This window comes from Mesorhizobium sp. M0518, from assembly GCF_040321125.1.
Classification (GTDB): Bacteria; Pseudomonadota; Alphaproteobacteria; order Rhizobiales; family Rhizobiaceae; genus Mesorhizobium.
The window spans coordinates 18,131-38,181 of sequence record NZ_JAMYQY010000023.1; the positions used below are offsets into that span (position 1 = coordinate 18,131).

Sequence of the window (20,051 nt, forward strand, 5' to 3'; positions counted from 1 at the left end):
TTTTCGAACCGGTTGCCTCATGAAATTGCTTGCCATCGACTGTGCCGCCAACCTTTGCGCCGCTTGCGTCTATGATGCTGTGGCGAAGCGGGAGCTTGGCCGCTCGGTGCTCGATCTCGGCAAGGGCCATGCCGAGCACCTGATGGCGGTCACAGCCGAAGCGCTGGAGGCAAGCGCAACCGACTATGCCGGTCTTGGCGCCATTGCCGTCTCTGTCGGCCCCGGTTCCTTCACCGGTCTGCGGGTCGGCGTCTCGACCGCGCGTGGCCTGGCGCTGGCGCTGAAGATACCGGCGATCGGGGTGACGACCCTGGAGGCGCTGGCCGCCGAAGCAGCAGCCGCATTTCCCGGTCGCGCCGTGCTGGCGGCGCTCGATGCCGGCCGTGAGGAGATCCACGCCGCCTTTTACGACGAAACGTCAGCCTTGGCTTACGGTCCGGCCGTGGCCACGCTGGCTGACGTGGTGGCCATGGCGATGGAAACGTCTCCGGTGCTTGCCGGCACCGCGGCAGCGCTCATCAGCGCATCGGCCGGGCGCGAATTTGATGTCGGCCCTCGGACAGCCACCGCCGACATTGTCACCTACGCCCGCCTGGCTGCCGCCAAGGGCGCAGGCGAACGGCCGAAACCACTCTATATGCGCGGCGCCGACGCCAAGCCGCAGGCTGGCTTTATTCTATCAAGGCAAGAAAGATAAATGCGCATACCTTTTCTCCAACCACGCCGCCGGGACTACGCGCTCGAGCCGCTGAGGATCGCCGACAGTCCGGCGGTCTCGCTGCTGCATCGCGAGGACTTTGTCCGCCCCTGGACCGATGGCGAATTCGCCGCCCTGCTCGAACAGGACACCGTGTTCGGCTATGCCGCGCGCGAAACCGGGCAGGGCTCCAAGCCGCCCGTCGGCTTCGTGCTGGCGAGGCTTGCGGCAGGCGAGGGCGAGATCCTGACCGTCGCGGTGGCGCGATCGCATCGTCGCCAGGGGTTGGGCTGGCAATTGATGGACGCGGTGTTGCGCGAACTGCACGCGCAGCGCGCCGAAGCGCTGTTCCTCGAGGTCGATGAGACCAATGTCGCGGCGATCGCGCTTTATCGTCGGCTGGGCTTCCATGAGGTCGGCAAGCGGCCGAATTACTACAGATCGGCCGAACACGGACCGACCGGCGCGCTTGTCATGCGCCGCGATCTTCGCTAGCGACACGGCCGGGATGAGGCGATGATCAAGAAAATCAGGATTTTCCTGGCGCTGGGCCTCGTTGTCGCCGGTTCGCTGGTCCTCGTGCCGTTACAGATCCTGTCGATGAAGACCGGCTGGTGGCCGGAAACCTTCATCCTCAAGATCTGGCACAGGCTGATCGTCAGGGCGCTCGGCATGCGCATCCATGTCAAGGGAACGCTGTCCGACAAGCGCCCGCTGCTGGTTGCGTCCAATCACATCTCCTGGACCGACATCATGGTGCTCGGCTCTTTTGCCGACGTAAAGTTCATCGCCAGGGCGGATATGGAAGGCTGGCCGCTGATCGGCATGCTGTCGAAGCTGCAGCGCACCGTGTTCATCGAGCGCGAGCGCAAGCGATCGTCGGGCGACCAGGCAAGCGAGATTGCCAGCCGCATGGCCAAGGGCGATGCGATGGTGCTGTTTGCCGAGGGCTCGACCGGCGACGGCAATATGATCCTGCCGTTCAAGAGCACGCTGTTCGGCGCCGCCTCGATGGCGATTTCCGAAGGCGCGGCGGAACAGGTGTTCATCCAGCCGGTGGCGATCGCCTATACGCGTCTGCACGGCGTGCCGCTCGGCCGCCGGCATCGCCCGCTTGCCGCCTGGATCGGCGATGAGGATCTGATGCCGCATCTCAAGGTATTGCTCGCTGAGGGCGCGCTCGACGTCGAGGTGCATTTCGGCGAGGCAATCGCCTTTTCCAAGGGTTCGAACCGCAAGGAGACGTCGAAACTGATGGAAAGCCAGGTGCGTGAGATGATGCAGGCGGCGCTTGCCGACCCGCGGCCGAGCCGGTAGCTCCGGCATGCCCTTGCTGGCGCGCCGAGAATCGTCTGTTTTTTGTCACGGAAAGGCGTTAGAAGCCGCCTTATGGACTTGAACACGATAGAAAGCGACGACATCGGCACTACGGCTGGACAGCCGGCGGTGCTTCCCGCGGCAGCGAGAAAAGTCTTCATCAAGACCTATGGCTGCCAGATGAATGTCTATGATTCACAGCGTATGGCCGATGCGCTGGCTGCCGACGGCTATTCCGCGACCGATGCCATTGGCGAGGCCGACCTGGTGTTGCTGAACACCTGTCATATCAGGGAGAAGGCGGCCGAAAAGGTCTATTCCGAGCTCGGCCGTATCCGCGACATGAAAGCCGAGCGTGCCCTGGCCGGCCGTGAGATGCTGGTCGGCGTCGCCGGCTGCGTGGCGCAGGCCGAAGGCGCCGAGATCATCCGCCGTTCGCCTGCCGTCGACCTGGTCATCGGTCCGCAGACCTATCACCGGCTCCCGGACGTGCTGGCGCGGGTGCGCGGCGGCGAAAAGATCGTCGAGACCGACTACGCCATCGAGGACAAGTTCGAGCATCTGCCGCAGCCCAAGCGCGCCGAGGTCATCAAGCGCGGCGTCACCGCCTTCCTCACCGTGCAGGAAGGCTGCGACAAGTTCTGCACCTTCTGCGTTGTGCCCTACACAAGGGGCTCCGAAGTCTCCCGGCCGGTGGCGCAGATTGTCGCGGAGGCTGAGCGCCTGGCCGAAGCCGGCGTGCGCGAAGTGACGCTGCTTGGCCAGAACGTCAATGCCTGGCATGGCCGGGGCGAGGCCAAAGGGGGCAAGACCGAGGAGTGGGGCCTTGGCCGCCTGCTCTTCAGGCTGGCCGAAATCCCCGGGCTGGCGCGTCTGCGCTACACCACCAGCCACCCGCGCGACATGGATGACGAACTGATAGCGGCCCATCGCGATCTGCCGGCGTTGATGCCCTATCTGCATCTTCCGGTGCAATCCGGCTCCGACCGCATCCTCAAGGCGATGAATCGCCGGCACACGGCGAGGGATTATCTGGCGCTGCTCGACCGTATCCGTGCCGCGCGGCCTGACATCGCGCTCTCCGGCGACTTCATCGTTGGCTTCCCCGGCGAGACAGAAGCGGATTTCGAGGCGACGATGGAGTTGGTGCGTCAGGTGAATTACGCCTCGGCCTTCTCGTTCAAATATTCGCCGCGCCCCGGCACGCCGGGCGCCGAAATGTCCGATCATGTGCCCGAAACGGTCAAGGACGAGCGCTTGCAGCGGCTGCAGGCTCTGCTTGTGAAGCAGCAGCAGGATTTCGGCTTGAGCCTCGTTGGAAGCACCATCGACACGCTGATCGAGAAGCCCGGCCGTCAGGCTGGCCAGAAGGTTGGCCGCTCACCTTGGCTGCAGCCGGTTATTGTTGATGAAAAGGCCGGCGAAATCGGTGACATTATCCAGGTGCGAATCACGAAGACGGGCTACAATAGCCTGTTCGCCGAATTGGCCTGAGGGTCTCGGCAGATGAGGAGAGACGGTTGAGCGCAGCAGAGCTGAAGAACCTGCCCCCGGTACCGGCATCTGGGGCTTCTGACATGGCGCACATCGTTCTGACTTTCGACAACAACAAGCTTGCCAGCGCCCTTTATGGTCAGTTCGACGAAAACCTCGCCAGGCTGGAGCAGAAGCTTGGCGTCGACATCCGCTCACGCGGCAACCAGCTGACCATCAAGGGTTCGGCGTCGGCCGCCGAGCAGGCGCGCCGCGCGCTCGACAATCTCTACGGCATTCTCCAGAAGGGCGTCGATATCGGCCAGTCCGACGTCGATGGCGCCGTGCGCATGGCGATTGCCGCCGACGATCAGCTGACCCTGCCGACGCTGGAGCGTAAGGGCAAGGTTTCCGCCGCCCAGATCGCCACCCGCAAGAAGACGATCTATGCCCGTTCACTCAACCAGGACGCCTATATGCGGGCGCTGGAACGGTCGGAACTGGTGTTCGGCATCGGCCCGGCCGGCACCGGCAAGACCTATCTGGCGGTGGCGCATGCGGCGATGCTGCTCGAGCGCGGCATGGTCGAGCGCATCATTCTCTCGCGGCCTGCGGTCGAGGCCGGCGAACGGCTGGGCTTCCTGCCCGGCGACATGAAGGAGAAGGTCGATCCCTATCTGCGGCCGCTCTATGATGCGCTCTACGACATGATGCCCGCCGACAAGGTTGAGCGCGCCATTGCCGCCGAAGTGATCGAGATCGCGCCGCTCGCCTTCATGCGCGGCCGCACGCTGGCGCATGCCGCCGTCATCCTCGACGAGGCGCAGAACACCACGCCGATGCAGATGAAGATGTTCCTGACGCGTCTGGGCGAAAATTCGCGCATGATCGTCACCGGCGACCCGACCCAGATCGACCTTCCCTCCAACACCAAATCGGGCCTGGTCGAAGCCTTGCGCGTGCTGGACGGTGTGGCGGGCGCGGTCACCGTGCGCTTCAACGACGGCGATGTGGTCCGCCATCCACTGGTGGCGGAAATCGTCAGGGCCTACGACCGGGACGCCAAGCTGGCGCGCGGCCTCGGCGCCGAGAATTGATGTTGACGATGCGGCTTCATGCCTGAGGACATAATATCCGGCGACGGGAATGTTCCCGTCGACATCGACATATCGGTTGAGGCGGGCAACTGGCCCGACGAGGTAAGCCTGACGCGGCTGGTCGATGGCGCGGTCAAGGCGGCTTTTGCCGAAACCGGCGTGGCGGGCCGTTCCGAACTCAGCCTCGTTTTTACCGACGACGCCCATGTCCAGCTCCTCAATGCCGGCTGGCGCGGCAAGGACAAGCCGACCAACGTCTTGTCTTTCCCGGCTTTTCCGTTTGCGCAAGGCGGTCCGTTGCCGCCGATGCTGGGCGACATCGTGCTGGCCGCCGAAACGGTCGCCCATGAAGCGGCACTGGAAGACAAGCCGGTCGAGAACCATATCACCCATCTCGTCATCCACGGCCTGCTGCATTTGCTGGGCTACGATCACGAGACCGAGGCCGAGGCCGAGGCGATGGAAGCCGTCGAACGCGCGGCGCTTGCAAGGCTTGCCATTCCCGACCCCTACGCGTAACTACATCTGATCAATTGACCGGACGACGATGAACGACAAACCAGAGACTGCCGCCCGCCCCGACGCCGGCAGTGCGAACAAGGCTTCCGACACGTCGGAAGAGGGATCAAGTCCGAGTACCGTTACGTCTGGCGCTAGCAGTACCTCTGCTGCTGCCGGTGCTGGCAGCGCTGCCAGCGAGACGTTGCCTGCCGGTCCCTCACTGTTCGACCGCGTTCTGGGCCTGTTCAGGCAACGCAACGGAACCAGCCTGCGTGAGGAAATTGCCGGCGCGCTAGCCGAGACGACGAGCGATGCCGGCGCCTTCTCGCCCGGCGAACGCGCCATGCTCAACAACATCCTGCGGCTGCGCGAAGTGCGCGTCGAGGACGTCATGGTACCGCGCGCCGACATTCAGGGGGTCGAAATCACGACGACGCTCGGCGATCTCCTGGGCACTTTCGAACAATCCGGCCATTCGCGCATGCCGGTCTATTCCGAGACGCTCGATGATCCGCGCGGCATGGTCCATATCCGTGACGTGCTGGCCCACATCACCAAGATCGCGCGCGTCAAGAAGGGCCGCACGACCAGGAAAACCCCCGCTGCCACGGTTCTCGATCTTGCCCAGGTCGACCTCGCACGCACCATTGGCGACCTCAATCTGATCCGCCCGGTGCTGTTCGTGCCGCCGTCGATGCTTGCCTCCGACCTGATGGGCCGCATGCAGACGACGCGCACCCAGATGGCGCTGGTCATCGACGAATATGGCGGCACCGACGGCCTCGCCTCGCTGGAAGACATCGTCGAGATGGTGGTCGGCGACATCGAGGACGAGCATGACGACGACGAGCCGATGATCACCCAGAGCGGCGACGGCGTGTTCATCGTCGACGGCAAGGCCGAGATCGACGACGTCGCCAAGATGATCGGCGGGGATTTCGCCGCCGGTGAACATGGCGAATATGTCGACACGATCGGCGGCATGATTTTCAACACGCTTGGCCGTGTTCCGGCCCGCGGCGAGGTGGTGCAGGCCATACCCGGCTTCGAGTTCCACGTCCTCGACGCCGATCCGCGCCGCGTCAAGCGCGTGCGCATCGTGCAGAGCCAGAAGGGTGAGCGCCGCCGGCGCGCCACCGCGCGCACCGAACAGGCGTAAGCATGATGCCGAAAAGTTGCAGACTTTTTGGATGAACATCATGCGGCAAAACCAGGGCTTAAGCATGATGCCGAAAAGTTGCAGACTTTTCGAATGAACATCATGCGGCAAAACCAGAATCCAGGCGCTTAGGGATGGCGGTCGAGGACCCCTTCAAGCATCCAAGTCTGGGGTCCGGTGTTTTCTATAAGGACCCTCGTGCCGCGCTGGACTGGCTGGAAGCAGCCTTAGGCTTCGCGCGCAGCATGGTGGTCAGCGATGCCGAGGGAAACTCGTCCATGCAGAGATGCGATTCGGCGACAGCTACATCATCGTAGATTCCGAATGGAGCGATTATGTTGCCAGCCCGGCTTCGGTCTTGGGCAAGAACACGCAGTCGATCTATGTCAGGCTGAAGCGCGGCCTGGATGCGCATTGCGAGCAGGCGCGGGCGGTCGACGCTGATATAATCCAGGAGCCGGCGGATCAGTTCTACGGCGAGCGCCAGTATCGTGCACGCGACCCCGAAGGCCATGTCTGGACCTTCACGCAGACCATCCGTTCGGTTCCGCGCGAGGAGGCCGAGCGGCTGGGCGGCGTCCAAATCGAGGGTTGGCACCGGTAGGGCAGGGCCGAAGCTGTGCATCTCAGCCAGCCCATCCGCCGTTTGGAGCGCGGAGCGCAGCCTGTTAAATCTTGTGTCCTGATTCGCGACTCGGAAGTATGCATGGAGCGCCTCACCGGCCGGATAATTCTGCTTTGGGGTTGGCGGCGTGCGCTCGTGGCGTTTCTCGCAGGCGCTTTTGCCGTGCTTGGGCAGGCGCCTTACGATTTCTTCGCCGCCTGTTTCGTCTCGTTTCCGCTGCTGGTCTGGCTGCTCGACGGCGCCACCGGCGAAGCTTCCGGCAGCCTGTTCCAGCGCCTGCGGCCGGCTTTCGCCGTCGGTTGGTGGTTCGGTTTCGGCTATTTCCTCGCCGGCCTCTGGTGGATCGGCTCGGCGCTGCTGGTCGAGGCCGACAGTTTTGCCTGGGCGCTTCCCTTCGCGGTGGTCGGCATTCCTTTCATGCTCGCCTTTTTCTACGGCTTTGCGGCAATCGTTGCCCGGCTGCTGTGGAGCAACGACATTGGCCGCATCGCCGCCCTTGCCTTCGGCTTCGGCCTGGCGGAATGGCTGCGCGATTTCCTGTTCACCGGTTTTCCCTGGAATGCCGTCGGCTACGCGGCCATGCCCGTGCCGCTGCTGATGCAGAGCGTCTCGGTGACGGGCATGATCGGCATGAACGCGCTCGCGGTGTTCGTCTTCGCATTGCCGGCACTGCTGGCGGCACGTCGGCATCTGCGCCTCGGCGCGGCACTGTTTGTCGTGCTCGCCGCCGCCCATGTCGGCTTCGGCTATGTCAGGCTTGCCGCTCCCGAACCGCCAGCTTCACGCAGCCTGGATGTCCGCATCGTCCAGCCGGCCGTTGACCTGTCGGAAAAATGGGATGCCTCGGTGCGCGACCGCATCTTCGCGGTCCTGATGGGGCTCTCGGCCAAGGCGCCGGACCCAGGCCATCAAAAGCCGCAACTGATCTTGTGGCCCGAAACCTCGGTGCCGTTCCTCTTCACCGAGCGTCCGGACGCATTGACGGCGCTGGGGGACATGCTCGGACCCGGCCAGATGCTGATTGCCGGCGTCGTTCGCGAGGAAGGCGGTTCGGCCGCGAATGCCGACAGCCGTTACTACAACTCCGTGGTGGCGATCGACGACAAGGGTGAAATCGCTGACGCCGTCGACAAGGTTCACCTGGTGCCGTTCGGCGAATACCTGCCTTTCGCCGATCTGCTCCAGCGTTTCGGCATCGAGCAACTGGTTGCCGGGCCGATGAGTTTCGCGGCCGGCAATGAGCGCCACGCCATCACGCTGCCCGATGGCATCCGTGCGCTGCCATTTATCTGTTATGAGGTGATCTTTCCCGATCTTGTGGCAGTTGACGCTGCGTCAGCGCAGCTTATTGTGAACGTTACCAACGATGCGTGGTTCGGCGACACGCCGGGTCCGTATCAGCATTTCAGGCAGGCCCAGATCCGTGCGGTGGAAAATGGATTGCCATTGGTGCGTGCTGCCAACAACGGCATCTCGGCCGTCGTCGATCCGCGTGGGCGCATCGTCGATGCGCTTGCGATCGACGCACGCGGCGCCATCGACGCCCACATACCGATTTCCGGACAGGCGCTCATATCTCCCGGCCAACGGCGCATTAACGGAATGCTGATCATGTTGCTGTTTGCCGTTGGGGCAGCGCTGTTGAACGTAAGGCAAAGGCTACGGGTGAATTGACAGCCCACACATTAGAAACTCATACTGTAAGTGCCTGAAAATTTCTCGAAGCCGGTGGATCGTTCTGTTGGGGCAGTTGCCTCCGGCTTTGTTTGGGCAGGAAAAAAATAGAGAAAGCCGAAAAAATTCGGCGAGGAAAAAATGACAGAAGACAACAAGAAGAAACCGAATCCGATCGACATCCATGTTGGCAGTCGCATCCGGCTTCGCCGCAACATGCTGGGAATGAGCCAGGAAAAGCTGGGAGAAAACCTCGGCATCACATTTCAACAGATTCAGAAATATGAAAAAGGCACCAACCGCGTCGGCGCCAGCCGATTGCAGGCGATAGCGTCCATACTCGGCGTGCCTGTCGCCTTCTTTTTCGAGGATGCGCCCGGCCAGGAGCCCGTGGCGGGCCGCGGATTTGCCGAGGACGCGTCGATGGCTTTCGCCGTCGAATTCTGCGGCAGTCCCGAAGGACTCCAGCTCAACCGGGCCTTTGTCAAGATCGCGGACGCCAAGGTGCGCCGCAGGATCATAGACCTGGTCAAGTCCCTCTCCACCGACGATCCCGACTGATCGGCAATCACGCCAGGACTGGCGGCGTCTTGCCGCCGGTGGCACAAGATAACTGCATCGACATCATGCCAGAACCGAAGCACCGCTTGACGAGCGGCGCTTCGCCCCGCTAACACGTGGCGCGCCAAAATCGGCAGCCTGCCGATCGTTTTTCAAGAGGGGACACCCGTGACGCGGCAGAACTACTTCTTTACCTCGGAATCCGTTGCCGAGGGCCATCCCGACAAAGTCTGTGACCGGATTTCCGACGAGATCGTCGATCTGGTGTATCGCGAAGCCAAGAAGACCGGCATGGACCCGTGGAAAGTCCGTGTCGCCTGCGAGACGCTGGCCACCACCAACCGTGTCGTGATCGCCGGCGAAGTGCGTGTTCCCGACACGTTGCTCAAGCGGGACAAGGCCGGCAATATTCTCAAGGATGCCGCCGGGCATTCGGTCGTCAATCCGGCCAAGTTCAAATCGGTCGCCCGCAAGGCGATCCGCGAAATCGGCTACGAGCAGGCCGGCTTTCATTGGAAAACGGCGAAGATCGAGGTTCTGCTGCACGGCCAGTCGCCTGACATCGGCCAGGGCGTCGACAATGCCTCCGACCGTCAGGGCGAAGAGGGTGCCGGCGACCAGGGCATCATGTTCGGTTACGCCTGTCGCGAGACGCCGGATCTGATGCCGGCGCCGATCTACTACAGCCACAAGATCCTCGAACTGCTGGCTGCCGCCCGTCACGAAGGCAGCGGTGAAGCCGGCAAGCTCGGGCCGGATGCCAAGAGCCAAGTCACCGTTCGCTATGTCGACGGCAAGGCCGCCGAGGCGACGCAGATCGTGCTGTCCACACAGCATCTCGATGCGAGCTGGGATTCGAAGAAGGTCCGCAAGGTCGTCGAACCCTATATCCGAGAGGCGCTGGGCGACCTCAAGATCGCCGACGATTGCATGTGGTACATCAATCCGACCGGCAAGTTCGTCATTGGCGGGCCGGACGGCGATGCCGGACTGACCGGCCGCAAGATCATCGTCGACACCTATGGTGGTGCCGCACCCCATGGCGGCGGCGCCTTCTCCGGCAAGGACACCACCAAGGTGGATCGTTCGGCGGCCTATGCGGCGCGCTACCTGGCCAAGAACGTCGTGGCGGCGAAACTCGCCGACCGCTGCACCATCCAGCTTTCCTACGCCATCGGCGTTGCTCAGCCGCTGTCGGTCTATGTCGACTTGCACGGTACCGGCAAGGTCGACGAGGCAAAGCTCGAGGACGCGTTGCGCACGGTGATGGATCTGTCGCCGTCGGGCATCCGCCGTCACCTCGATCTCAACAAACCGATCTACGCCAAGACGTCGTCCTACGGCCATTTCGGCCGCAAGGCCGGCCGTGATGGGTCTTTCTCCTGGGAAAAGACCGATCTCGCCAAGGCACTCAAGGACGCGGTCGCCGCCTGACAGCGGCACCGCAAAGTCCCGCCATGGATCCGAAGGACAGACCAAGCCGCGCGACCGAAGCCTTTTTCGGTCGCCGGCGCGGCAAGACCATGCGCCCGCAGCAGGCGGCCGCGCTGGAAAGCGGCTTCGGCACATATCGGCTCGATCTGGCGGCCGAGCCGCCGGCTGATCTCAGCGCTTTGTTTGAGACGGATGTCCGCGCGGTTCGCCTCGAGATTGGCTTCGGCGGTGGCGAGCATCTCCTGCATCGTGCGACCGAGGCCCCAGCGATCGGCTTTATCGGCGTCGAGCCCTTCGTCAACGGCATGGCCAAGATGATGATGGCGGTGCGCGAGAAACCGCTCGGCAATTTGCGGGTTTATGACGACGACGCCACAAGGCTGCTCGACTGGCTGCCGCAAGCCTCGCTCGACGGCATCGATCTGCTCTATCCCGATCCCTGGCCGAAGAAGAAACACTGGAAGCGGCGCTTCGTCAGCCCGGTCAATCTCGAGCGGTTCGCGCGTGTGCTGAAGCCTGGTTCAAAATTCCGCTTTGCGTCCGACATCGACACCTATGTCAACTGGACCCTGCTGCATTGCCGCGCGCATGGCGCGTTCGCATGGCAGGCTTGCGAGGCGGCGGACTGGCACCGGCCCTATGAAGGCTGGCCGGGCACCCGTTACGAGGTCAAGGCCATTCGTGAGGGCCGGCGGCCGGCCTATCTTACCTTCATTCGGAAATAAGCTTGCAGTCTTAGAAGCGGCGGCCGATGCGATCGAAGGCGGCAGGCTCGACGCCGAGGTTGCGCAGGTCGTCGGCGCGCGGCCTGCGACCGGCTTCCACGGCCCGTGAAGCGGCCACGGCGCTGCCGAATACGGTGAAGAAGTCGCCTATTGCAGAAAATATCTTGCGATTGCTCATGATCATGTCCTTTCGCGCACGTGTGACCCACGGCCACATTTGTGCAGCGCAACATAGGTAGGTGCGTTTCGGCGCCAATCCCATGGGGGTCGCCGCATAGGCGCCATGCACCCCATGCAACGCTGGCGCGGGCCGCCTCGATGGCGGCGTTGCCCGACCAGCATAGCGGGCTTGAAACACAGGCCATGATCGTTTATATCAGCCTCAAATTCTTGGTCGGTATGACGAAGAGTGGGTCCACCCGGTCCCGCTCTTTTTTATTACCTGCCGATAACCTAGTAGAACGACAGGGCTTCAATGACTGCAACGGCAAGCGAGGGCGACGATCGCATCATCCGCGAAAGCGGCATCGATGCGCGCATCGCGCTGATCGTCCAGCCGGTCCTGCGTGGCATCGGCTTCCGCCTCGTGCGGGTGCATCTGTCGGGCCAGAACGGGCTGACGCTGCAGATCATGGCCGAACGCGAGGACGGCACCATGACCGTCGAGGATTGCGAAGAGGTCAGCCGCGCGGTGTCGCCGGCGCTCGACGTCGACGATCCGATCGAAAAGGCCTATCATCTTGAAGTCTCATCGCCCGGCATCGACCGGCCGCTGGTCCGCAAATCGGATTTCACGACCTGGACGGGTCATCTGGTGAAGATGGAAACATCGATCGTCGTTGCCGACCGCAAGCGCTTCAAGGGCAAGATCGCCGAAGCCGGCGAAGACGATGTGCTGATCGAGCGCGACAAGGCCGCCTATGGCGAGGAGCCGACGGTGCGCGTCCCCTATGATGCGATTGCCGATGTGCGCTTGATCCTGACAGACGATCTTATCCGCGATGCCCTGTCGAAGGACAACAGGGCGCGCAAGGAAGCCAAGAAACGCCGCGGCGAACCGGACGACGACGAGTCGGGTGCGGAAGCGGACGCCACGGAAGAACACGAACAGGAACTATGATTGAGCTGCCGGGCGCAAAGGTCCGGCAAACAGGCTCGGGAGAAAAACGATGGTTGTAAGCGCCAACAGACTTGAATTGCTGCAGATCGCCGACGCGGTCGCGCGTGAAAAGTCGATCGACAAGTCGATCGTCATCGCCGCCATGGCCGATGCGATCCAGAAGGCGGCGCGCTCGCGTTACGGTCAGGAGACCAACATCCGCGCCGACATCAACCCGAACACCGGTGAGATGAAGCTGCAGCGGCTGATGGAAGTCGTCGAGAAGGTCGATGACTACGCCACGCAGATCGCCATTTCCTCGGCGCGCGAGCGCAATCCCGACGCTCAGCTCGGCGACTTCATCGCTGAACAGCTGCCGCCCATGGATTTCGGCCGCATCGCCGCCCAGTCGGCCAAGCAGGTCATCGTGCAGAAGGTCCGCGAGGCCGAACGCGACCGCCAGTATGACGAGTACAAGGACCGCATCGGCGAGATCGTCAACGGTACCGTCAAGCGCGTCGAATACGGCAACGTCATCGTCGATCTCGGCCGCGGCGAAGCGATCATCCGCCGCGATGAGCTGATCCCGCGCGAGAACTACAAATATGGCGACCGCGTCCGCGCCTATGTCTACGATGTGCGCCGCGAGCAGCGCGGCCCGCAGATCTTCCTGTCGCGTACTCATCCGCAGTTCATGGCCAAGCTGTTCACCATGGAAGTGCCGGAAATCTATGACGGCATCATCGAGATCAAGTCGGTCGCCCGCGACCCGGGTTCGCGCGCCAAGATCGCCGTCATCTCGCGCGACAGCTCGATCGATCCGGTCGGCGCCTGCGTCGGCATGCGCGGCAGCCGCGTCCAGGCCGTCGTCGGCGAATTGCAGGGCGAGAAGATCGACATCATTCCGTGGTCGCCTTCGGCGGCGTCCTTCATCGTCAACGCGCTGCAGCCGGCGGAAGTCGCCAAGGTCGTGCTCGACGAGGATGCCGAACGCATCGAAGTCGTGGTTCCCGACGACCAGCTGTCGCTGGCCATCGGCCGCCGCGGCCAGAACGTGCGCCTGGCTTCGCAGCTGACCGGTTGGGATATCGACATCCTGACCGAGGCCGAAGAATCCGAGCGCCGCCAGAAGGAATTCGTCGAGCGTTCGTCGCTGTTCATGGAAGCCCTCGACGTCGACGAGATGGTCGGCCAGGTGCTGGCCTCCGAAGGCTTCACCAGCGTCGAGGAAGTCGCTTATGTCGATTCCGGCGAGATCGCCTCTATCGACGGTTTCGACGAGGACACCGCTTCGGAAATCCAGACCCGCGCTCGCGAATATCTGGAGAAGATCGAGGCCGAGCACGACGACAAGCGCAAGGCGCTCGGCGTTTCGGACGAATTGCGCGAAATCCCCGGCGTCACCACCGCCATGATGGTGACGCTTGGCGAGGACGGCGTGAAGACGATCGAGGATTTCGCCGGCTATGCCGCCGACGACCTGACCGGCTGGAAGGAACGCAAGGACGGCGAGACAAAAGTCTATCCGGGCGTGCTCGCCAATCATGGCGTGACCCGCGCAGACGCCGAACAAATGGTTCTGGCCGCCCGCCTCAAGGCCGGCTGGATCACCGAAGACGAGCTTGCAGCCGAAGAAGTCTCGGCTGACGAAGCCGTTGGTGCGTGAGGTGAAACCGCATCGCACCGAACCCGCCCTTGGACGAGATGAACGATCGCACCTGCATCGTTACGCGCAAACAAGCCGAACCGGATGATCTGATCCGGTTTGTCGTCGGCCCGGATTCGGCCGTCGTTCCCGACATCAAGAGAAATCTGCCCGGCCGCGGTTGCTGGGTGAGCGCCGACCGCCTACATATCGACAAGGCTGCGGCGAAGAACCTCTTTGCCCGCGCCTTCAAGGCACAGGTGGTCGTGCCGCCCGATCTTGGCGGCATGATCGACGGGCTACTTTCCAGGCACGCTCTGGGCATGCTTGGTCTTGCCCGCAAGGCAGGCGCAATTTCGCTTGGTGCTACCAAGGTCGAAAGTGCTGTCCGCGGTGGATTGGCGCTTTTCGTGCTCCACGCGACCGAGGCGTCCGACGACGGCGTGCGCAAGATCAGCCAGGCGCGACGGGCGACAGTCCATCTCGGCGGGCCCGCCATCCTTGCCTACAAACTTTTCTCCGAGGCCGAGTTGAGCTTGGCATTGGGGGGTACAAATGTGATACATGCTGCCGTTCTCGCGGGAGACGCGGGCAGGGCGGTCCAGAAGCGCATGGTTGCGCTCGACCGGTATCGGGGCGGTTCCCCGGACGATCTGGCAATGCTTGCGGCTGTTGCTGACGAAGATGATGCCGCAGAGGATATGGAATGAGCGATACGAAATCGGGTGACGACAATACGCTGAGTGTGACGCCGAAGAAGACCTTGACGCTGAAGCGGCCCGGTATGGAACAGGGCACTGTGCGCCAGAACTTCTCGCACGGCCGCACCAAGCAGGTCGTCGTCGAAACCAAGAAGCGCAAATTCTCGATGCCCGGCGACAAGCCGGAGCCCGTTGCCGCCCCCGTCTTCACACCGAAGCCGGCGGTCGTGGCCGCGCCCGTCGTCGTGCCGGAAGCACCGAAGGCGCCGCCACCCCCGCCGCCACCGGCCCCCGTCGAGCGCAGCGGCATGGTGCTGAACGAACTTTCGCGCAGTGAAATGGAAGCACGCCGCAGGGCCCTCGAGGGCTCGAAAGTTCGCGAGGTCGAGGACCGCCAGCGCGCCGCCGAGGATGCCAAGCGTCGCGCCGAGGACGAAGAGCGCCGCAAGCGCGAACGCGATGAATCCGCACGCCGCCAGGCCGAGGAAGAGGCGCGGTTGCAGACCGAAGCCGAATCCCGCCGTCGGGCTGAGGAAGAGGCCCGTCGACGCGCGCCATTGGCTGCCGAACTGGCAACAGTCGATGATGAGGAAGTGGCCAAGCCGAAGCGTGTTGGTGCCGGCGCACCGGTGCGCCGTCCGGTCACGCCCGAAGTGGCGCGTCCGGCCAAGCCGACCAAGGCCGAGGAAGACCGCCGCCGCGGCAAACTGACGCTGAATTCAGCATTGTCCGACGAAGACGCGCGAGCCCGGTCGCTGTCGTCGATGCGTCGCCGCCAGGAAAAATTCAAGCGCGCGATGCACAATGAGCCGCGCGAGAAAGTCATGCGCGAAGTGATCCTGCCAGAGACCATTACCATCCAGGAACTGGCGCAACGCATGTCCGAGCGCGCGGTCGACCTGGTCAAGTTCTTCATGAAGCAGGGCCAGATCCTGAAGCCGGGCGACGTCATCGACGCCGACACGGCCGAGCTGGTTGCTACCGAATTCGGCCACACGGTCCGCCGCGTCGCCGAGTCCGACATCGAGGAAGGCCTGTTCAACATCGCCGACAATGCCGAGGATCTGGTTTCGCGTCCGCCGGTCGTGACGATCATGGGTCACGTCGATCACGGCAAGACCTCGCTGCTCGACGCGATCCGCAACGCCAATGTCGTCTCCGGCGAAGCCGGCGGCATCACCCAGCACATCGGCGCCTACCAGGTCGAGAAGAACGGTCACAAGATCACCTTCATCGACACGCCCGGCCACGCCGCCTTCACGGCGATGCGTGCTCGTGGCGCCCAGGCGACCGACATCGCCATCCTGGTGGTTGCGGCCGATGACAGCGTCATGCCCCAGACGATCGAATCGATCAGCCATGCCAAGGCGGCCGGCGTTCCGATCATCGTGGCGATCAACAAGATCGACAAGCATGATGCCGATCCGCAGAAAGTGCGCTCCGAACTGCTGCGCCACGAGGTTTTCGTCGAATCCATGGGGGGTGAAGTTCTGGACGTCGAAGTGTCGGCGACCAAGGGCACCAATCTCGACAAACTGCTCGAGGCGATCCTGCTGCAGGCCGAAATTCTTGACCTGAAGGCCAATCCGGATCGTACCGCCGAAGGCGTCGTCATCGAAGCCCAGCTCGACAAGGGCCGTGGCCCCGTCGCCACCGTGCTGGTGCAGACCGGCACGCTGATGCCGGGCGACATCCTGGTTGCCGGCAACGAATGGGGCCGGGTGCGTGCGCTGGTCAACGATCGTGGCACGCAGATCAAGGAAGCGCCGCCGGCGATGCCGGTGGAAGTGCTTGGCTTGCAGGGCACCCCGCAGGCCGGCGACCGCTTCGCCGTGGTCAACAACGAGGCCCGTGCCCGCGAGATCACCGAATACCGCCAGCGTCTGGCGCGCGAGAAGGCGGTTGCCAAGCATGCCGGCCAGCGCGGTTCGCTCGAGCAGATGATGTCGCAATTGCAGACAAGCGGGCTGAAGGAATTCCCGCTGGTCATCAAGGGCGACGTGCAGGGCTCGATCGAGGCGATCAACGCCGCGCTCGACAAGCTCGGCACCGACGAGGTGCGTGCGCGCATCGTCCATGCCGGTGCCGGCGCCATCACCGAAAGCGATGTGTCGCTGGCGGAGACTTCGGGTGCCGCGATCATCGGCTTCAACGTCCGCGCCAACGTCCAGGCACGTGCCGCCGCAGCGGCGGCTGGCATCGAGATCCGCTACTACTCGATCATCTACAACCTCGTGGATGACGTGAAGGCGGCTCTGTCGGGCCTGCTGTCGCCGGAGCGTCGCGAGACCTTCATTGGCAACGCGCAGATCCTCGAGATCTTCGACATCACCAAGGTCGGCAAGATCGCCGGCTGCCGTGTCACCGAAGGCAAGGTCGAACGCGGTGCGGGGGTGCGCCTGATCCGCGACAACGTCGTCATCCACGAAGGGACGCTGAAGACGCTGAAGCGCTTCAAGGACGAAGTTTCGGAAGTCCCCGGCGGCCAGGAGTGCGGCATGGCCTTCCAGAACTACGAGGACATGCGCGTCGGCGACGTCATCGAGTGCTTCCGCGTCGAGATGGTGACCCGGACACTCTGAGTTCGAGTGACTTGTCCATACCGGGCGGTGGCCGAGAGGCCGCCGCCCGAGGTCTATTGAGAACGACCCATATGAGACATGCGGCACGGTCCCATCCCGCGCCTCACGCTTTCAGGATAGAGAAAATGCCCCGTCCAACCACATCCAGCCCATCCCAGCGCATGCTGCGCGTCGCCGAACAGGTGCGCCATGCGCTATCCGAAACCCTGCAGCGCGGCGAGATCATCGATCCGCTGATCGAGAGCACCGTGGTGTCGGTTTCGGAAGTGCGCATGTCGCCCGATTTGAAGGTCGCTACCGCTTTCGTCTCGCCGCTCGGCGCCAAGGATACCGATGCGGTGGTCGAGGCGCTGAACAAGCATGCGAAATTCGTCCGTGGCCGTGTCTCCGGCGCGCTGCGGCAGATGAAGTTCATGCCGGAGTTCCGCTTCAAGCTCGACACCTCCTTCGACAATTTTGCCAGGATCAATGACCTGTTGAAGTCACCTGAAGTGGCGCGCGATCTGGGTCCTGAGGACCAGGAAAACGCGGATCAGGGCAAAGACGACAACAAGGACACCGAATAGTGGCGCGCCGCGGCAAGAAGAAGGGCCGGCCGATCTCGGGCTGGCTGATCCTGGACAAGCCGGTCGGCATGGGCTCGACCGAAGCCGTCTCCAAGATCAAATGGCTGTTCCAGGCCGAAAAGGCCGGCCATGCCGGCACGCTCGACCCGCTGGCGTCCGGTATGCTGCCGATCGCGCTTGGCGAGGCCACCAAGACCGTTCCCTACGTGCAGGATGGCGCAAAGATCTATCGCTTCACCGTTGCCTGGGGGCAGGAGCGCTCCACCGATGACCTCGAAGGTCCGGTGACGAAAGAGTCCGACCTGCGCCCGTCGCAAGCCCAAGTGCTCGCCCTGCTGCCGAAATACACTGGCGTCATCATGCAGACGCCGCCGCAATTCTCGGCCATCAAGATCGCGGGCGAGCGTGCCTATGATCTGGCCCGCGACGGCGCGACAGTCGACATACCCGCGCGCGAGATCGAGATCGGCCGTCTGGACGTTGTCGAGCATGGCGCCGACCATACTGTTTTCGAGGTCGAATGCGGCAAGGGCACCTATGTGCGCGCGCTGGCCCGCGACATGGGCCGCGACATGGGCTGTTTCGGCCACATTTCCGAATTGCGCCGGGTCGAGGTCGAGCCGTTCACGGCGGAGGATTTCGTCACCATTGCCGAACTGGAAGCCGCCCGTTTCGGTGTCCAGGACGAAGACAGCACGACGGACGTCACGGACGCAACGGAAGCCGCTGACACGACAGAGGCTGTCGACAAGGTGGAAGTACCAATCGACTTCGACGCCATCGATGCGCTTCTGGTCGATACATCGGCCGCCCTTGACTGCCTGCCGCAGATCGCCATCAGCGACGATGCGGCGACCAAGGTCCGCCTCGGCAATCCAGTCATCATCCGCGGCCGTGATGCACCGGTGGTAGCCGAGGAAGCCTGCGCCACGGCGCGCGGCAAGCTGGTCGCCATCGGTGCCATCGAGCAAGGCATGTTCAAGCCCAAGCGGGTCTTTGCCGGGTGACTCCTGTCGTCTAATGTCGAGGCGAGGACTCGCACGAGGGGCATATGGCAAAGGCTGAGACCGTGAAGACGCGGGCACCAGTGAAAACGCGGCGGCCGCCGGTCGGTGCGTCGCCCGGCACGCTGATCGCCGATCCCTCGGCGCGGCGCAGCGAACTCAGGCTGACGCTGATCTCGCCCGAAAAATTCAAGACTATCGAAAATGCCAGCATCGACGACCTCAACACCCATTGCGACAAGTGGCCGGTTATCTGGCTCGATTGTACCGGCCTCGCCAACATCCCGCTGATCGAGGAGATCGGCCGCATTTTCAGCCTGCATCCGCTGGCGCTGGAGGACGTCGTCAACACCGGCCAGCGGCCGAAGGTCGACTTTTTCGAGGATCATGCCTTCGTCGTCGTCAGGATGATCGACGACGTCGCCTCGCACCGCTATGAGCAGATCGCCGTCTTCTTCGGCAATAATTTCGTCGTCACCTTCCAGGAGCGTGAAGGCGATCCGTTCGATCCCGTGCGCAAGCGCATCGAAAGCTCAGCGCCCAACCGGTTGCGCGCGCGCGGTGCCGATTACCTCGCCTATGCGCTGATCGACGCCATCGTCGACAGCTACTTTCCGCCGATCGAGGCCGCCGGCGATACGGTCGACAGCATCGAGGACCAGATGCTGCATTCGCCGCACAAGCATCAGATGCGGCAGCTGCATGAATTGCGGCGCGACGCCAACGTGCTGAAAGGCGTGCTGTGGCCGATGCGCGATGCGCTGGCGACGCTGATCCGCAACGATGTGCCCTATGTGAAGGCCGAGACCAAGATCTTCCTCAACGACACGCTCGACCATGCGCTACGGTTGATCGAGCTGGTCGAAACCCAGCGCGACATGCTGACCGGCCTGATCGAGATGCACCTGTCGCTGAGCCAGGCGCGCACCAACGACGTCATCAGCTATCTCACCATCGTCTCGGTCATCTTCATGCCGCTCACCTTCCTGGTCGGCATCTGGGGCATGAATTTCGATCCGGAGTCTTCGCCCTGGAACATGCCGGAACTGAAGGCCTATTATGGCTATCCCTTGTCGCTGTTGTTCATGGCGCTTGTCGCGTTCGGGCTGATCGCCTTCTTCAAATGGAAGAAATGGCTTTGACAAGGCTAAAACTCGCCATTTCGGGCTGAAAAGCCGGCTTGCGAATTGG

General features: G+C 63.1%; 20 protein-coding genes. 19 read left to right on the forward strand and 1 reads right to left on the reverse strand.

All coding sequences use genetic code 11. From position 1 onward, the window contains the following. Positions 1 to 19: 19 nt before the first annotated feature. From tsaB to trmB, 12 genes are all read left to right on the forward strand, one after another. Positions 20 to 697, forward strand: a complete 678-nt coding sequence (gene tsaB / locus NKI66_RS26885; RefSeq protein WP_023811417.1) for a tRNA (adenosine(37)-N6)-threonylcarbamoyltransferase complex dimerization subunit type 1 TsaB — start codon at positions 20 to 22, stop codon at positions 695 to 697. After that, entirely contained in the window at positions 698 to 1,192 is a 495-nt protein-coding gene (gene rimI, locus NKI66_RS26890; RefSeq protein WP_023811416.1) for a ribosomal protein S18-alanine N-acetyltransferase, read from the forward strand. It abuts the gene before it with no gap. Between the two features lie 21 nt (positions 1,193 to 1,213). Continuing rightward, the gene (gene olsA, locus NKI66_RS26895) at positions 1,214 to 2,014 is read left to right on the forward strand and encodes a lyso-ornithine lipid O-acyltransferase (RefSeq protein WP_352580083.1); all 801 of its coding nucleotides are present in this window, start codon (positions 1,214 to 1,216) and stop codon (positions 2,012 to 2,014) included. Between the two features lie 72 nt (positions 2,015 to 2,086). Further along, entirely contained in the window at positions 2,087 to 3,508 is a 1,422-nt protein-coding gene (gene miaB, locus NKI66_RS26900) for a tRNA (N6-isopentenyl adenosine(37)-C2)-methylthiotransferase MiaB (RefSeq protein ID WP_023811414.1), read from the forward strand. An 83-nt stretch (positions 3,509 to 3,591) separates the two neighbouring features. Beyond that, positions 3,592 to 4,584 carry a PhoH family protein gene (locus NKI66_RS26905; RefSeq protein WP_023758127.1) on the forward strand — a complete coding sequence of 331 codons (993 nt, stop codon included), beginning with the start codon at positions 3,592 to 3,594 and terminating at the stop codon, positions 4,582 to 4,584. Between the two features lie 18 nt (positions 4,585 to 4,602). Then, the gene (ybeY, locus tag NKI66_RS26910; RefSeq protein ID WP_023811413.1) at positions 4,603 to 5,103 is read left to right on the forward strand and encodes an rRNA maturation RNase YbeY; all 501 of its coding nucleotides are present in this window, start codon (positions 4,603 to 4,605) and stop codon (positions 5,101 to 5,103) included. Positions 5,104 to 5,131: 28 nt separating this feature from the next. Further along, positions 5,132 to 6,244 (forward strand): hemolysin family protein, encoded by a 1,113-nt coding sequence (locus NKI66_RS26915; RefSeq protein ID WP_023811412.1) that lies wholly within the window; start codon positions 5,132 to 5,134, stop codon positions 6,242 to 6,244. 286 nt (positions 6,245 to 6,530) lie between these two features. Beyond that, the gene (locus NKI66_RS26920) at positions 6,531 to 6,848 is read left to right on the forward strand and encodes a VOC family protein (RefSeq protein ID WP_245273216.1); all 318 of its coding nucleotides are present in this window, start codon (positions 6,531 to 6,533) and stop codon (positions 6,846 to 6,848) included. A gap of 102 nt (positions 6,849 to 6,950) precedes the next feature. Further along, positions 6,951 to 8,543 (forward strand): apolipoprotein N-acyltransferase, encoded by a 1,593-nt coding sequence (gene lnt / locus NKI66_RS26925; RefSeq protein ID WP_128304329.1) that lies wholly within the window; start codon positions 6,951 to 6,953, stop codon positions 8,541 to 8,543. Positions 8,544 to 8,684: 141 nt separating this feature from the next. Then, positions 8,685 to 9,104, forward strand: a complete 420-nt coding sequence (locus tag NKI66_RS26930; RefSeq protein WP_023811410.1) for a helix-turn-helix domain-containing protein — start codon at positions 8,685 to 8,687, stop codon at positions 9,102 to 9,104. 168 nt (positions 9,105 to 9,272) lie between these two features. Beyond that, a complete protein-coding gene (metK, locus tag NKI66_RS26935; protein ID WP_023811409.1) occupies positions 9,273 to 10,538 on the forward strand; it encodes a methionine adenosyltransferase in 1,266 nt (421 codons plus the stop codon). 23 nt (positions 10,539 to 10,561) lie between these two features. Further along, positions 10,562 to 11,263 carry a tRNA (guanine(46)-N(7))-methyltransferase TrmB gene (gene trmB, locus NKI66_RS26940; protein WP_023811408.1) on the forward strand — a complete coding sequence of 234 codons (702 nt, stop codon included), beginning with the start codon at positions 10,562 to 10,564 and terminating at the stop codon, positions 11,261 to 11,263. Between the two features lie 10 nt (positions 11,264 to 11,273). On the opposite strand, the gene NKI66_RS26945 is transcribed toward trmB, so the two are convergent. Then, positions 11,274 to 11,441, reverse strand: coding sequence for a hypothetical protein (locus tag NKI66_RS26945; protein ID WP_013527898.1), 168 nt, complete (start codon positions 11,439 to 11,441; stop codon positions 11,274 to 11,276). A gap of 297 nt (positions 11,442 to 11,738) precedes the next feature. Between NKI66_RS26945 and rimP the strand changes: the two genes are divergently transcribed. From rimP to corA, 7 genes are all read left to right on the forward strand, one after another. Continuing rightward, positions 11,739 to 12,383 (forward strand): ribosome maturation factor RimP, encoded by a 645-nt coding sequence (gene rimP / locus NKI66_RS26950; RefSeq protein WP_013527897.1) that lies wholly within the window; start codon positions 11,739 to 11,741, stop codon positions 12,381 to 12,383. A 49-nt stretch (positions 12,384 to 12,432) separates the two neighbouring features. Continuing rightward, on the forward strand, positions 12,433 to 14,028 hold the full coding sequence (nusA, locus tag NKI66_RS26955; RefSeq protein WP_013527896.1) for a transcription termination factor NusA: 1,596 nt from the start codon (positions 12,433 to 12,435) through the stop codon (positions 14,026 to 14,028). Between the two features lie 38 nt (positions 14,029 to 14,066). Beyond that, positions 14,067 to 14,717, forward strand: coding sequence for an RNA-binding protein (locus tag NKI66_RS26960; RefSeq protein ID WP_023811407.1), 651 nt, complete (start codon positions 14,067 to 14,069; stop codon positions 14,715 to 14,717). After that, the gene (gene infB, locus NKI66_RS26965) at positions 14,714 to 17,290 is read left to right on the forward strand and encodes a translation initiation factor IF-2 (RefSeq protein ID WP_023811406.1); all 2,577 of its coding nucleotides are present in this window, start codon (positions 14,714 to 14,716) and stop codon (positions 17,288 to 17,290) included. The genes NKI66_RS26960 and infB overlap by 4 nt, the downstream gene beginning before the upstream one ends. 125 nt (positions 17,291 to 17,415) lie before the next feature. Next, positions 17,416 to 17,856, forward strand: a complete 441-nt coding sequence (gene rbfA, locus NKI66_RS26970; protein WP_023811405.1) for a 30S ribosome-binding factor RbfA — start codon at positions 17,416 to 17,418, stop codon at positions 17,854 to 17,856. Beyond that, entirely contained in the window at positions 17,856 to 18,863 is a 1,008-nt protein-coding gene (gene truB, locus NKI66_RS26975; protein WP_023811404.1) for a tRNA pseudouridine(55) synthase TruB, read from the forward strand. Before rbfA ends, truB begins: the two co-directional genes overlap by 1 nt. Before the next feature lie 44 nt (positions 18,864 to 18,907). Next, positions 18,908 to 20,002 (forward strand): magnesium/cobalt transporter CorA, encoded by a 1,095-nt coding sequence (gene corA, locus NKI66_RS26980; RefSeq protein ID WP_023811403.1) that lies wholly within the window; start codon positions 18,908 to 18,910, stop codon positions 20,000 to 20,002. Positions 20,003 to 20,051 lie beyond the last annotated feature (49 nt).

Bases quoted from the DNA above. Each gene is read 5' to 3' on its own strand.
- lnt (WP_128304329.1), top strand. From the start codon at position 6,951: ATGGAGCGCCTCACCGGCCGGATAATTCTGCTTTGGGGTTGGCGGCGT.
- NKI66_RS26915 (WP_023811412.1), top strand. From the start codon at position 5,132: ATGAACGACAAACCAGAGACTGCCGCCCGCCCCGACGCCGGCAGTGCG.
- NKI66_RS26930 (WP_023811410.1), top strand. From the start codon at position 8,685: ATGACAGAAGACAACAAGAAGAAACCGAATCCGATCGACATCCATGTT.
- NKI66_RS26945 (WP_013527898.1), bottom strand. From the start codon at position 11,441: ATGAGCAATCGCAAGATATTTTCTGCAATAGGCGACTTCTTCACCGTA.
- rimP (WP_013527897.1), top strand. From the start codon at position 11,739: ATGACTGCAACGGCAAGCGAGGGCGACGATCGCATCATCCGCGAAAGC.
- NKI66_RS26960 (WP_023811407.1), top strand. From the start codon at position 14,067: ATGAACGATCGCACCTGCATCGTTACGCGCAAACAAGCCGAACCGGAT.
- miaB (WP_023811414.1), top strand. From the start codon at position 2,087: ATGGACTTGAACACGATAGAAAGCGACGACATCGGCACTACGGCTGGA.
- rbfA (WP_023811405.1), top strand. From the start codon at position 17,416: ATGCCCCGTCCAACCACATCCAGCCCATCCCAGCGCATGCTGCGCGTC.
- corA (WP_023811403.1), top strand. From the start codon at position 18,908: ATGGCAAAGGCTGAGACCGTGAAGACGCGGGCACCAGTGAAAACGCGG.
- rimI (WP_023811416.1), top strand. From the start codon at position 698: ATGCGCATACCTTTTCTCCAACCACGCCGCCGGGACTACGCGCTCGAG.
- ybeY (WP_023811413.1), top strand. From the start codon at position 4,603: ATGCCTGAGGACATAATATCCGGCGACGGGAATGTTCCCGTCGACATC.
- olsA (WP_352580083.1), top strand. From the start codon at position 1,214: ATGATCAAGAAAATCAGGATTTTCCTGGCGCTGGGCCTCGTTGTCGCC.
- NKI66_RS26905 (WP_023758127.1), top strand. From the start codon at position 3,592: ATGGCGCACATCGTTCTGACTTTCGACAACAACAAGCTTGCCAGCGCC.
- trmB (WP_023811408.1), top strand. From the start codon at position 10,562: ATGGATCCGAAGGACAGACCAAGCCGCGCGACCGAAGCCTTTTTCGGT.
- nusA (WP_013527896.1), top strand. From the start codon at position 12,433: ATGGTTGTAAGCGCCAACAGACTTGAATTGCTGCAGATCGCCGACGCG.
- tsaB (WP_023811417.1), top strand. From the start codon at position 20: ATGAAATTGCTTGCCATCGACTGTGCCGCCAACCTTTGCGCCGCTTGC.
- NKI66_RS26920 (WP_245273216.1), top strand. From the start codon at position 6,531: ATGCGATTCGGCGACAGCTACATCATCGTAGATTCCGAATGGAGCGAT.
- infB (WP_023811406.1), top strand. From the start codon at position 14,714: ATGAGCGATACGAAATCGGGTGACGACAATACGCTGAGTGTGACGCCG.